Source organism: Paracoccus sp. PAMC 22219 (genome assembly GCF_000787695.1).
Taxonomy (GTDB): Bacteria; Pseudomonadota; Alphaproteobacteria; order Rhodobacterales; family Rhodobacteraceae; genus Paracoccus.
In genome coordinates this window covers 1-12,773 of sequence record NZ_BBPH01000158.1, presented here as the reverse complement: position 1 = coordinate 12,773, position 12,773 = coordinate 1, and the positions used below count along the sequence as shown (strand labels likewise).

Sequence of the window (12,773 nt, the reverse complement as noted above, 5' to 3'; positions counted from 1 at the left end):
TCGAGTCCCTGAACAGGGGAATGACCACACGACAGTGCCCGGCAACGGCCTGTCCAACCGACATCGCACCATCGCGCGGGCCTGCGCCGAACTGGGACAGGCCCGCATCCTTGGCCTGACGGGCGGGATCCAGTGTGAACAGGATACCCTCGCCCGAGCCGCGCGCTTGGGGCTGGCCCGCCACAGGCGTGTGCCGACGGGCTGGTTCATCACGCGCTGCGCCAGATCGCCAGCCGCGCACCAGTAATCGGTGTCTACGCTTCCGGACTGGAACGCCACGGCGATGTCGGTCGCGTCGACCTGTCGGGCATCCATGCCGTTGCGCGCGGTGAACGCGTTTGCGGGCAGGGGCAGTGCCAGCAGCACCATCAGCACGATCCGCATCACAGCCTCATCCGTTGAACAGGTCAGCGGAAACAGCGGGGCCGGGCGTCCGGTTCCCCATCGCCCTGAACCGGCACAGAAAAAAGCCCCCCGGCAGCGGACTGCGGGGGGCCGTCAAAGCTCGCCGAACGAGCGGGATCACATGCCGGACTGAACCTGCGCGCTTTCCTGCTGGACGACCGCGCCGGCGGTCGAGATGTCGCGGCCCGCGCCTTGCACGGTTTCGCAAGCTGCCAGCGTCATCATGGCCAGCACGGCGCTCAGGCCCAGGATCTTCTTCTGCATCGCTCAGTCTCCTTGTGGATAAGCATCTGGGCTTGCAACGCAATCCGGCCGCGTCGGTTCCCGCTAAAACGCAACTCCGGCGTAAAGTGCGATATTCGCGTATGGGGTGCATTCGCCGGTGCGCACGATGGCGCGCGCCTGACACGATGCCAGCTTGAAATCGTCATGCGACAGGGCGGTGACGGGCCCGATGGCCCGCTGCGCGAATTGCGCCTGAAGATCGGCAGCGGCCTCGGTCGCCATGGCGGATCGTTCGACCACCAGTTCGGCCAGCACCGCATCCAGCACGTCGAACACGCCCGGAATGCCACGGGTCAGCGCCAGGTCGATGACCCGGACGCCGGGCGGCACGGGCAGGCCCGCATCGCCGATCACCAGCATGTCGCCATGCCCGAACGCGGCGATCAGCCCCGACAGTTCGGCGTGCAGCAAGGTCGTGCGTTTCATCGAAGAGTCCTTCAGTTGTCCGGCAGGGTTTCGGCCAGATAGGCCATCATGTTGCCACCCATGACCTTGGCGATCTGCACCTCGGACAGGCCTTGATCAAGCAGGGCCTGGGTCAGCGCGGGCAGGTGTGCGGCATCGAACGGCGTGTCGACCGAGCCGTCCCAGTCCGACCCAAGCGAGACGTGATCCTCTCCGGCAACCTCGATCGCGGCGGCGATGGCTTGAGCCACGTCGGCGGGGGTCGATCCGCAGACGACGTCCGACCAGAACCCCACGCCGACGATCCCGCCCGCCTGCGCGATCTGCGCAACCAGGTCGTCGGGCAGGTTGCGCGGGCTGGGGCAATGCCGGGTGATCCCGGTATGGGACAGGACCGGGCGTGCGCCCGGAATGGCCAGCACGTCGCGCACCATCTGCGGGCTGGCATGGGTCACGTCGATGATCATCCCGCGCGCGATCATCGCGTCGGCGACCTGACGACCGAAATCGGACAGGCCCGCGCCGGTGCCGCCCTCTCCGTGCAGGCTGCCGCCCAGCTCGTTGTCGAAGAAATGCGTCAGACCCATCAGCCGGAAGCCCGCGTCATACAGGACATCCAGATTGGCCAGATCGCCCTCCAACGGGTGGCCGCCCTCGGAGCCCAGAACGGCGCCCAGCACCTGCGCGCCGTCCTGCCGCTGCGCCAGATGGTCGGCCAGATCGGCGCGGTTGCGGATCACCCGCAGACGGTCGGGCGCGCGGTCGGCGGCGTCCTGCAGGGCCTGCGCCTGCACCAGCGCCCGTTCGCGCAGCGAGAACCAGCTGCGCGGCGGGCGCAGCTGGCCGATGAACAGGGGCGTGATGTTGTCGCCGGTCTCTGCCGCGTTGTGGTCATAGTTCTGGCCGCGCGGGCTTTTCGTGACCGTGGTAAAGACCTGCACCGCCATATTGCCGTCCAGCAGGCGCGGCACGTCGGTGTGGCCGCGACCCACGCGGTCCAGCAGGTCGCGGTCCCACAGCAGCGCGTCGGAATGCAAGTCGCCGATCACCAGCCGGTCATGCAGCGCCTGCGCCTGCGGCGTGACCGGCCAGCCATCTGGCGGCATGGTGACGGGGTTCATCCCGCGTTCGACATAGGCCGGGGCGAAGGTCAGGAACCCCGCCACGCCCATCGCCAGGACCGCGCCCGTCCCCAGCAGCACCCGTTTCCACATGACCCCTCCGATCCGTTGCGCGCAGTCTAGCGCGACGGGCCGGGGACGCCAGACGGGATCACGCCTCCAGTGCTTCCAGCTGGTCGATCAGGCCCTCGATCATCGACAGGCCCTTGTCCCAGAAGGCAGGGTCGGACGCGTCCAGCCCGAAGGGCGCCAGCAGTTCGCGGTGATGCTTGGATCCACCGGCCTTCAGCAGGTCGAAATACTTGTCCTGAAAGTCCGGCAGACCGTCCTCATAGGCCGCGTACAGCGCGTTCACCAATCCGTCGCCAAAGGCATAGGCATAGACGTAGAAGGGCGAATGCACGAAATGCGGGACATAGGTCCAGAAGGTCTCGTATCCCGGCATGTATTCGAAGACCGGGCCCAGGCTTTCGTGCTGAACTGCCATCCACAGGGCGTTGATGTCGTCGGAGGTCAGCTCTCCCTCGGCGCGGGCGGCGTGCAGGCGGCATTCGAAATCATAGAACGCGATCTGGCGGACGACCGTGTTGATCATATCCTCGACCTTGCCGGCCAGCAGCGCCTTTTTCTGCGCCGGATCGGTGGTCTTGGCCAGCAGCGCGCGGAAGGTCAGCATCTCGCCGAAGACAGAGGCTGTTTCCGCCAACGTCAGCGGCGTCGACGACAGCAACTCTCCCTGACGGGCGGCCAGACGCTGGTGGACACCATGACCCAGTTCATGCGCGAGGGTCATCACGTCGCGCGGTTTGCCCAGATAGTTCAGCAGGATATAGGGATGCGCGGTGGACACGGTCGGGTGCGCGAAGGCGCCCGGTGCCTTGCCCGGCTTGACGCCCGCATCGATCCAGCCCTTGTCAAAGAACGGCTCGGCCAGTTCGGCCAGTTCGGGCGAAAAGCCCGCATAGGCGTCCAGCACGGTCGCCCGCGCCTCGGGCCAGTCGATCACGCGGGGCGCATCGGTCGGCAGCGGCGCGTTGCGGTCCCAGACCTGCAGCTTGTCCAGCCCCAGCCAGCGCGCCTTCAGCGCGTAATAGCGGTGCGACAGGCGCGGATAGGCGGCGGTGACGGCATTGCGCAGCGCCTCGACCACCTCCGGCTCGACATGGTTCGACAGGTGGCGGCCATGCTGGGGCGTGGGCATCTTGCGCCACTTGTCCTCGATCGCCATCTCCTTGGACAGCGTGTTGTGGATGCGCGTGAACAGACCGACATTCGCGGTAAAGACCTTGGCCAGCGCACGGGCACCGGCCTCGCGGCGCGCCCGGTCATGGTCGGTCAGCAGGTTCAGCGTGGCCTCCAGGCCCAGGGTCTCTCCGTCGGCGTCGAAGGTCAGGGCGGCGGTCGTCTCGTCGAACAGACGGTTCCAGGCGGCGGCGCCGACCACGGACGCGTCGTGCAGGAACTGTTCCAACTCGTCCGACAGCTGATGGGGCCGCATCGCGCGCATCCGGTCAAAGACCGGCTTGTAGCGTGCAGGGCCGTCGGCGGCGGTGAACACGCCCTCATAGGTCGCGTCGGGAATGCGGTTGAATTCCAGCGAGAAGAACACCAGCGGCGTCGTCAGGTCGGTGATGCGCGCCTGCAGGTCGCCCATCTGCTTGGCGCGGACCGGGTCGGTGGTGTTCTGGTAATAGCGCAGCCCGATATAGGACATGACACGACCCGCCAGGATATCGATCTGCTCGAACGCCTCGATCGCGGTCAGCATCTGCGGCGGCGTCAGGTCGGCCAGCCGGCCCTGGTATTCGGCGGCAAAGGCCTGCGCCTGCGTCTCGATGCGCGCGATGTCTGCGGTCAGTTCCGGGCTGTCGGGGGCGGGGTACAGGTCGCTGAGGTCCCATTCGGGCAAGGTGCCGAAATCGCCCTTGGCGCGGGCCGGATCGGTTGCATCGAATACGGTGTTGCCTGCCATGGTGGGTCCTTTCCAAATGCTTCGGCGTCAGATGTGGACCTTGGCGGGCAGCGCTGCAAGGGGCGCGCCGTCAGAGGGTCGCAAAGGCCGCGGCATGGGCGATGGTGCTGCCTGGGGGCAGGGTGCCGTGGATCTGCAGACCGGGCCCCGCATGGGGGGACACCGGATCCGCCGGGACAAATCCCGATCCGGCATAGACCGCGGGATCGCCCAGCACCACGACCGGCGCAGCGGCGGCGCGCAATGCGGCCTCGATCAGCGCCCGCCCGATGCCGCGACGCTGCATTGCCGGATGGACGGTCAGCGGCGCCAGCGCGAACGCGGGTCCAGCCGCCCGCAGCGGTGACAGGGCGACGTGGCCCACCGGCACGCCCTCGACATGCACCACCAGCGAATGGGACAGATCACCATCCGCGCGCAGGCTGCGCAACAGGCGGGCCTCGGACGGGCCGCCGAAGGCCAGCGTCAGAAGGGTGTCCAGCGCGGCATGGTCGGACGGCACCTCGGGGCGGATCAGGACCTGCGCGGGGTGGCGACGGAAATCGCGGCCCATGTCGCGACTGCGCTGGCCCCAGGGGCTGGACGCCGTGCGCGCCTGATGCGCCGCGAACGCGTCCTCATCGGCAAAGACCTCTGCCAGGGTCCAGACCATCGGGTCGTCGGATTGCGCGATGTCAAAGCGCAGGCAGCCGGGTTCGGCGCGGCTGGCATCGGCATGATCCTGCAGCAGGTCCAGCGCGGTCAGCAGCTGGGCCTTGTCGCGGCAGGTCAGGTGACCGTGCAGGGCGACGGGCGCAGGCGTCAGGGGAACCGGGGTGCCCGACGGGTCCAGGGCGACGGTGTGGGCATGGCCGCAGGCGCAATCCATCGGCAGATCCTTTCGCTGATCGGCCGCTAGCGTGGCCGGGGTGCAGGCCCGCGTCAAGCGGCTCAGACGGGATCGCCCGCGTCCAGACGGTCAAGGAACGCGGCCGCGTCGCTGCGGATCTGGCGGCGCTTGTCGGCGTCCATCCGGTCCCAGGTCGCATAGGCGCGCCCGATCCGAGGGTTCGACTGGAACCTGTCGCGGTGCCGCACCATGAAATCCCAATAGAGCACGTTGAACGGACAGGCGCCGGGCCCGGTCTTCTGCGTCACCTTGTAGGCGCATCCGCCGCAGTAATCCGACATCTTGGCGATGTAGTTGCCCGAACTGACATAGGGCTTGGACCCCACCACACCGCCATCCGCGAACTGGCTCATCCCGATGACGTTGGGCGCCTCGACCCACTCATAGGCGTCGACATACACGGCCAGGTACCATTCATGCACTTGCGCGGGGTCGATGCCCGCCAGCAACGCAAAGTTGCCCGTCACCATCAGCCGCTGGATGTGGTGCGCATAGGCGTGGTCGCGCGTCTGTCCCACGGCCTGCGCCATGCAGTTCATCCGCGTGGGCGCGCCCCAATAGACCGGCGGCAGGGCGCGGTCATGGCCCAGCACGTTGCGCGCGGTGTAGTCGGGGCCTTCCAGGAAATAGATGCCGCGCATGTATTCGCGCCAGCCGATGATCTGGCGGATGAACCCTTCGGCCGAATTCAGACGGACCCTGCCCGCGGCATGGGCGTCGGCGGCGGCCTGGCACACCTCCAGCGGGGACAGCAGGCCCGCATTGATATAGGGCGACAGAATGGAATGGTGCAGGAACGGATCGTCCTGCAGCATCGCGTCCTGATAGGGGCCGAATTCGTCCAGCGAATGGTCGATGAAATGCGCCAGCACCTGCAGCGCGCCCGCCCGGTCGGTGGCATAGCCAAAGGGCCGCAGCCGCCCGAAATTGTCGGGAAATCGCGCTTCGACCAGGTCCAGCACCTGCGCGGTCACCGCGTCGGGTTCGAACCGGGGCGGGGGTATCCGCAGCAGGTCGGCCTGCGCGGGCTTGCGGTTGTCGTGGTCAAAGTTCCACTTGCTGCCCATCGGCTGGTCGCCCTCCATCAGCAGCCCGGTCTTGCGGCGCATGTCGCGATAGAACCACTCCATCCGCAGCTCCTTGCGGCCATCGGCCCAGGCTTCGAATTCGGGCTGGCTGCAGATGAAGCGGTCGTCGGGCAGTTGCGTGACAGGCACGGGCAGGTCGTCCAGCGCGGCGATCAGGCGCCATTCGCCGGACCGCGTGGCGATCACCCGATCGGCGCCATGCGCCGCGGCATGGCGCAGCAGTTCTCCGGGGATGGACTGCGTGTTGTCGGGATCGTCCAGCGTGGCATAGGCGACCCGGTGTCCGGCCTGCCGCAGCTGGTCGGCGAACTTGCGCATCGCGGCAAAGAGGAACGCGATCTTTTGCGGATGGTGGGGGACATAGCTGGCCTCGGTCATCACCTCGGCCATGACGATCAGGTCGTCGGGCCGCGCCTCGCGCAGTGCCGACAGATCAGGCGACAGCTGGTCGCCCAGCACCAGGATCAGACGCATCGCACACCCCCAGAACGACAAGGACGCGCAGGTTGCCCTGCGCGTTCCCCCGATGTCATGCGACGCGGTGCCGCGTCATTCCCACTCGATCGTGCCCGGCGGCTTGGACGTGATGTCATAGGTGCAACGGTTGATGCCCTTGACCTCGTTGATGATCCGCGTGGCGGTCTCGCCCAGGAATTCGTGGGTGAAGGGATAGTAATCCGCGGTCATCCCGTCGACCGATGTCACGGCGCGCAGCGCGCAGGCGAAATCATAGGTGCGCCCGTCGCCCATCACGCCCACGGTGCGGACCGGCAGGATCGCCACGAAGGCCTGCCAGATCTCGTCGTACAACCCATGCTTGCGGATCTGGTCGATGAACACCGCATCGGCCTTGCGCAGGATCTCCAGCTTTTCGCGGGTGATCTCTCCGGGGCAGCGGATCGCCAGACCGGGGCCGGGGAAGGGGTGGCGGCCGATGAAGCTGGCGGGCAGGCCCAGTTCGCGACCCAGCTCGCGGACCTCGTCCTTGAACAGTTCGCGCAGGGGTTCCACCAGCTTCAGGCCCATCTTCTCGGGCAGGCCGCCGACGTTGTGGTGCGACTTGATGGTGACCGACGGACCGCCGCTGAAGCTGACGCTTTCGATCACGTCCGGGTACAGGGTGCCTTGGGCCAGGAAGTCGGCGCCGTCGATCTGGCTGGCGTATTTCTGGAACACGTCGATGAACAGCCGGCCGATGGTCTTGCGCTTGACCTCTGGGTCGCTGACGCCCTCCAGCGATCCCAGGAACAGCTCGGCCTCGTTCGCGTGGATCAGCGGGATGTTGTAGTTGTTGCGGAACATCTTGACGACGTCCTCGCCCTCGTTCAGCCGCAGCAACCCGTGATCGACAAAGACGCAGGTCAGCTGGTCGCCGATCGCCTCGTGGATCAGCACCGCCGCGACCGACGAATCCACGCCGCCCGACAGGCCGCAGATGACCTTGCGGTCGCCTACCGTCTCGCGGATCTTGCGGATCGCCTCGTCCTTGTAGCTGGCCATGGTCCAGTCGCCGGTGAACCCCGCCAGACGGACAAAGTTGTCCAGCATCGTGCGGCCGTTCGGCGTGTGGTGCACCTCGGGGTGGAACTGGACGGCATAGAAATGCCGCGCCTCGTCCGCAATCATCGCCATGGGCGCATTGGGCGAGGTGCCGATCACCTGAAAGCCCGGCGCAAGGCTGGTGACGCGGTCGCCGTGGCTCATCCAGACTTCCTCCCGGCCCGTATCGAACAGGCCGGCAAAGATGCCGTCGGACTTGTGACCCGGCGCGGGGGCGATGAAGGCACGGCCGTATTCGGCATGGTGCCCGGCCTCGACCCGGCCGCCCAGCTGTTCCATCATCACCTGCTGGCCATAGCAGATGCCGAACACGGGCACGCCCATGTCGAACACGGCTTGGGGCGCGCGGGGGCTGCCCTCGGTCGTGACGCTGGCGGGGCCGCCCGACAGGATGATCGCCTGCGGCGCCATCTGGCGCAGCGTGTCGTCGGTCACCGTGTTGAACGGGTGGATTTCGCAATAGACGTTCAGTTCACGCAGGCGACGCGCAATCAGCTGCGTCACCTGGCTCCCGAAGTCGATGATCAGAAGGCGCTGGTGCTGGGTCATGGGTGCGCTTTAAGCGCGGTTTCAGGACCTTGCAAGCATTTCGGCGCACAGGCCGGGGGGAACCGGCGAAACCCGCGCGCGTTCGGGGTCAATCACCCCGATCCGTGCAAAAGGTATGTCCCGATGAAGCGCTTGTCCCTAGCCGCCACCTGCCTGCTGGCCCTGTCGGCCTGCCAGATGCCGATTCCCGGCCTGACGGCCCCGCAGGCCCCCGCCGACCAGGCGCTGGCCGCCGAATGCAGCGGGGACATGGACGCCGGCCAGCGCCTGTCCGCAGGTGTCAATGCCGCCCGCGCGGTCGAGGGCAAGAACGCCTTGGCCCCGAACGCGGAACTGGACCGGATCGCCCTGTCGCACGCCTGTGACATGGCGCGGATGGGTCGCGCCGATGTGGCCGGGTCGAACGGGTCGAACGTCGTCGATCGCGCGCGGTCGGTCGGCTATCCGACCTGCGGCGTGGTGCAGCTGGTCGGTGCCGGCGGCACGCCCGAAGGGACGGTCAACGCGTGGCTGATCCCCGGTCCGCAGCGCGAACAGGTTCTGGGCCAGCTGAGCTATCAGATCGGCAGCGGCGTCGCGCGCGGAGCGGACGGGCGGCTGTGGCACAGCACGGTGCTGGGCAACAACTGCCGCTGAACGGACAAGGGGCGCGGTATGAACCGCGCCCCCTTTTCGCGTTTCTTGGGCCCCTACTTTTCGGGCAGCAGGCCCCGTGGCGCAAAGCGCAGCACCAGCAGCAGAACCGCCCCCATCGCGATGAAGCGCATGTGCGGCGCGCTGTCCAGCAGGTGCGCCTTGACCGGACCGTCGGCCATCGGGCCGGTCAGCATGGCGATCAGGGCAGGGCCCCAGACCTCGGCCTTGATCCACAGGAACCAGATGGTGACGGCACCCAGCACCGCGCCCCAGTTGTTGCCTGACCCGCCCACGATCACCATCACCCAGATCAGGAACGTATAGCGCAGCGGGTTATAGCTGGTCGGTGCCAGCAACCCGTCCAGCGTGACCATCATCGCGCCCGCGACGCCGACGACCGCCGACCCCAGGATGAACACCTGCAGGTGGCGGCGGGTGACGTCCTTGCCCATCGCCTCGGCCGCGGTCTCGTTGTCGCGGATGGCGCGCATCATGCGACCCCAAGGCGATTTCAGCGCCAGTTCGGCCAGCAGGATGATGACCAGCAGCACGACCAGGAACAGCGACATGTAGGACAGCTTGACCCAGATGCCCGACGCCTCGGCCGCGGGGAAACCCCAGCTGGCGGCAAAGTCGACGAATTCCGGGTTGCGCTGCAACGCCACCTCCTGCGCGACGGGGCGCGGGATCGAGGTGATGTTCTTGACCCCGCGGGCCAGCCAGTCCTCGTTCTTCATGACAGCCACGATGATCTCGCCGATGCCAAGGGTGGCGATGGCCAGGTAATCGGACCGCAGGCCAAGGGCGACCTTGCCGATCGCCCAGGCCGCGGCGGCGGCAAAGACGCCACCCACGACCCAGGACAGCAGCACCGGCAGGCCCAGGCCGCCGATGTTGCCGTGACGGGCGGGGTTGTTCGCCTCGATCGCGATGACCGCGGGGTCGAACAGCCAGCGATAGGCGACAAAGCCGCCGATCAGCACCAGCGCGGTCAGAATGCCGCTGCGCGTCCGGGTCCAAGCCAGCTTGGCCATCGCCAGTGTGCCGACACCCACGGCCAGCGCCAGCAGCAGACGCGTGCCGCCCGCGGCCCAGGCCCCTTCGACCGGGGGCAGCGACACCAGCACCGGCGCCAGTGCGCCCATCGCCAGAAAGCCCACGACGCCCACGTTGAACAGGCCCGCATAGCCCCATTGCATGTTGACGCCCAATGCGGTGATCGCCGACAGCAGCCCCATGTTCAGGATCGCCAGCGAGGTGTTCCAGCTGCCCGAGAACATGCTGTTCCGGACCGTGCCCTCCAGCACGAACAGGATGGCCAGGATGGCGAAAAGGATCGGCGCACGCCACGGGTTGGTGGATGCCGCGGCTTGACGGTTGGTTGCCATGATCAGTCCCCCTTACACCGATTTGCCGCGGAACAGGCCGGTGGGCCTGAACAGCAGGACGACGATCAAGATCACGAAGCTGACCGCGAACTTGTATTCCGTGCCCAGCAGCTGCATCAGCCCGCCGGGTTCGTACCAGGGGGCCAGATAGCCCACGACCTTGACCCACGGGTAGGTCACCGCCACCTCCGAGAACGCGACCAGGAACCCGCCCGCGATGGCGCCAAGCGGATTGCCCAGGCCTCCCACGATGGCCGCCGCAAAGATCGGCAGCAGGATCTGGAAATAGTTGAAGGCCTTGAACGACTTGTCCAAGCCGTACAGCGTGCCGGCAATGGTCGCCAGCGCGGCTGCGATGATCCAGGTCAGGCGCACGACGCGTTCGGGGTCGATGCCCGACAGCAGGGCCAGATCCTCGTTGTCGGAATAGGCGCGCATGGCCTTGCCCGATTTCGTGCGGTTCAGGAACCAGAACAGCGCGACCATCACGATCAGCGCGACGCCGACCGTCAGCGCCTGAGTGGACCGCAGGGCAAGCCCTTCCTCCAGCCCCGTCATCTCGCGGAAATCACGGACGGCGATGATGAAGCGCGCACCGTCGTCAAAGCGGATCTCGTCCACGCCGATCAGGATGCGGGTCAGGCCGTTCATCACGAACATCACGCCGACCGATGCCATCACCAGGATGATCGGCGCGGCCTTCTGCCTGCGATAGAACTTGTAGACCGCCCGGTCGGTGCCCAGCACCAGCAGCGCCGTCAGCGCGATGCCAAAGGGCAGGGCGATCAGCGCCGTGGGCAGCGGCCCCGCGCTTATCCCCAGGGATTGCAGCCCCCAGGTCAGCAGGATCACGATGCCCGTACCAAAGGCCATCGTGTCGCCATGGGCGAAGTTCGAAAACCGCAGGATGCCGTAGATCAGCGTGACGCCAAGCGCGCCAAGCGCCAGCTGCGCGCCATAGGCGGCGGCCGGAATAAAGACAAAGTTCAGAAAAACCACCAGGGCGTTCAGGAAATCCACGGCTCAGCCCCCCAGGAAGGTGCGGCGCACCTCGTCGTTCTGCATCAGGTCGGCCCCGGTGCCGGTATGGGCGTTCGCGCCCTGCACCAGCACATAGGCCTTGTCGGCGATCATCATCGCCTGACGTGCATTCTGTTCGACCATCAGGACGGGCAGCCCGCCCCGCGCGATGGCGATGATGCGGTCGAACAGCTCGTCCATGACGATGGGGCTGACGCCCGCGGTGGGTTCGTCCAGCATCAGGACCTTGGGCTGGGTCATCAGCGCGCGGCCCACGGCGACCTGCTGGCGCTGACCGCCCGACAATTCGCCCGCGCCTGACGGCGCTTGGCGGCCACGGCGGGGAACAGCTCATAGACCTGCTCCATCGTCGCCTTGATATCGTCCCGGCGGATATAGGCACCCATCTCCAGGTTCTCCTCGACCGTCATGGACGGGAAGATGTTGTTGACCTGCGGCACGAAACCCATGCCCGCCTTGACCCGGTCCTGCGGGTTCAGCGCGGTGATGTCCTGGCCGTTCAGCCGGACCGATCCCTGGCGCAGGTTCAGCATGCCAAAGATCGCCTTCATCGCGGTGGATTTCCCGGCGCCGTTGGGGCCGACGATCACCGCGATCTGGCCCTGCTCCACGGCGATGGTGCAGTCGTGCAGGATGTCGGCGCCCTTGCCGTATCCGCCGGTCATGTTGTCCCCGATCAGGAACGGATCGCCCGCGCGACCGGCACCCACCGGGCCCGACCGTCGCGTGCCGTCGATCTGGCCCATCCCCTTGATGTTGACCACCGAGGCGTCGCGATTGCCGCGATTGCCAAAGCCTGCGTCGCTCATGCGCCCACCATGTCCTTGTTCTTCAGGCCGGTGCCCAGATAGGCCTCGATCACGGCTTCGTTCTTCATGATGTCCTGGGCGCTGCCCTTGGCCAGCACCTTGCCCTCGGCCATCACGACCACCGGGTCGCACAGCTTGCCGATGAAATCCATGTCATGTTCGATCACGCAGAAGGTATAGCCGCGTTCCTTGTTCAGGCGGATGATCGCGTCGGCGATGGTCATCAGCAGGGTCCGGTTCACGCCCGCGCCGACCTCGTCCAGAAACACGATCTTGGCGTCGACCATCATCGTGCGGCCCAGCTCCAGAAGCTTCTTCTGGCCGCCGGAGAGGTTGCCGGCCTTTTCATGGGTCAGGTGGCGGATGGTCAGGAAGTCGAGGACCTCGTCGGCCTTGCGGCGCAGTTCGGCCTCCTCGCGCTCGATCCGGCCGCGCTGGAACCAGGTCTTCCAGATCGTCTCGCCGGATTGCGCGCCGGGGACCATCATCAGGTTCTCGCGCACCGTCATCGAGCTGAACTCATGCGCCAGCTGGAAGGTGCGCAGCAGACCCTTGTGGAACAGCGCGTGCGGCGGCAGGCCGGTGATGTCCTCTCCGTCCATGAAGACGCGCCCCGAGGTGGGGG

The 12,773-nt window shown here is 66.9% G+C and carries 11 protein-coding genes and 2 pseudogenes; 1 reads left to right on the top strand and 12 read right to left on the bottom strand.

Features of this window, described 5'->3' with window-relative positions:
- The 8 genes and pseudogenes from TY51_RS22180 to guaA form a co-directional block, all read right to left on the bottom strand.
- Window positions 1-384: pseudogene (locus tag TY51_RS22180) on the bottom strand (hypothetical protein); the annotation flags it as partial.
- Window positions 385-522: 138 nt separating this feature from the next.
- Window positions 523-669 (bottom strand): entericidin A/B family lipoprotein, encoded by a 147-nt coding sequence (locus TY51_RS21305; RefSeq protein WP_081995167.1) that lies wholly within the window; start codon window positions 667-669, stop codon window positions 523-525.
- Window positions 670-732: 63 nt separating this feature from the next.
- Window positions 733-1,116, bottom strand: coding sequence for a D-ribose pyranase (rbsD, locus tag TY51_RS16200; protein ID WP_042251372.1), 384 nt, complete (start codon window positions 1,114-1,116; stop codon window positions 733-735).
- 11 nt (window positions 1,117-1,127) lie between these two features.
- The gene (locus TY51_RS16195; protein WP_042251370.1) at window positions 1,128-2,309 is read right to left on the bottom strand and encodes a dipeptidase; all 1,182 of its coding nucleotides are present in this window, start codon (window positions 2,307-2,309) and stop codon (window positions 1,128-1,130) included.
- A 58-nt stretch (window positions 2,310-2,367) separates the two neighbouring features.
- Window positions 2,368-4,188: a M3 family oligoendopeptidase gene (locus TY51_RS16190; protein ID WP_042251368.1), complete on the bottom strand. Its 1,821-nt coding sequence runs from the start codon at window positions 4,186-4,188 to the stop codon at window positions 2,368-2,370.
- A gap of 70 nt (window positions 4,189-4,258) precedes the next feature.
- Complete coding sequence (locus TY51_RS20475; RefSeq protein ID WP_052650362.1) at window positions 4,259-5,056, bottom strand: GNAT family N-acetyltransferase; 798 nt, start codon at window positions 5,054-5,056, stop codon at window positions 4,259-4,261.
- Window positions 5,057-5,118: 62 nt separating this feature from the next.
- The gene (locus tag TY51_RS16180; protein ID WP_042251366.1) at window positions 5,119-6,639 is read right to left on the bottom strand and encodes a cryptochrome/photolyase family protein; all 1,521 of its coding nucleotides are present in this window, start codon (window positions 6,637-6,639) and stop codon (window positions 5,119-5,121) included.
- Between the two features lie 75 nt (window positions 6,640-6,714).
- Window positions 6,715-8,274, bottom strand: coding sequence for a glutamine-hydrolyzing GMP synthase (gene guaA / locus TY51_RS16175; RefSeq protein ID WP_042251363.1), 1,560 nt, complete (start codon window positions 8,272-8,274; stop codon window positions 6,715-6,717).
- A gap of 123 nt (window positions 8,275-8,397) precedes the next feature.
- Between guaA and TY51_RS20470 the strand changes: the two genes are divergently transcribed.
- A complete protein-coding gene (locus TY51_RS20470) occupies window positions 8,398-8,910 on the top strand; it encodes a CAP domain-containing protein (RefSeq protein ID WP_052650360.1) in 513 nt (170 codons plus the stop codon).
- 53 nt (window positions 8,911-8,963) lie between these two features.
- Here the strand turns inward: TY51_RS20470 and TY51_RS16165 are convergent, their stop codons facing one another.
- The 4 genes and pseudogenes from TY51_RS16165 to TY51_RS16150 all read right to left on the bottom strand — a co-directional run.
- A complete protein-coding gene (locus TY51_RS16165; protein WP_042251361.1) occupies window positions 8,964-10,298 on the bottom strand; it encodes a branched-chain amino acid ABC transporter permease in 1,335 nt (444 codons plus the stop codon).
- A gap of 12 nt (window positions 10,299-10,310) precedes the next feature.
- Complete coding sequence (locus tag TY51_RS16160) at window positions 10,311-11,318, bottom strand: branched-chain amino acid ABC transporter permease (RefSeq protein ID WP_042251360.1); 1,008 nt, start codon at window positions 11,316-11,318, stop codon at window positions 10,311-10,313.
- A gap of 3 nt (window positions 11,319-11,321) precedes the next feature.
- Window positions 11,322-12,085: pseudogene (locus TY51_RS16155) on the bottom strand (ABC transporter ATP-binding protein).
- A gap of 59 nt (window positions 12,086-12,144) precedes the next feature.
- Window positions 12,145-12,773, bottom strand: a 629-nt coding sequence (locus TY51_RS16150) for an ABC transporter ATP-binding protein (protein WP_042251353.1), incomplete at its 5' end; no start/stop codon positions are given.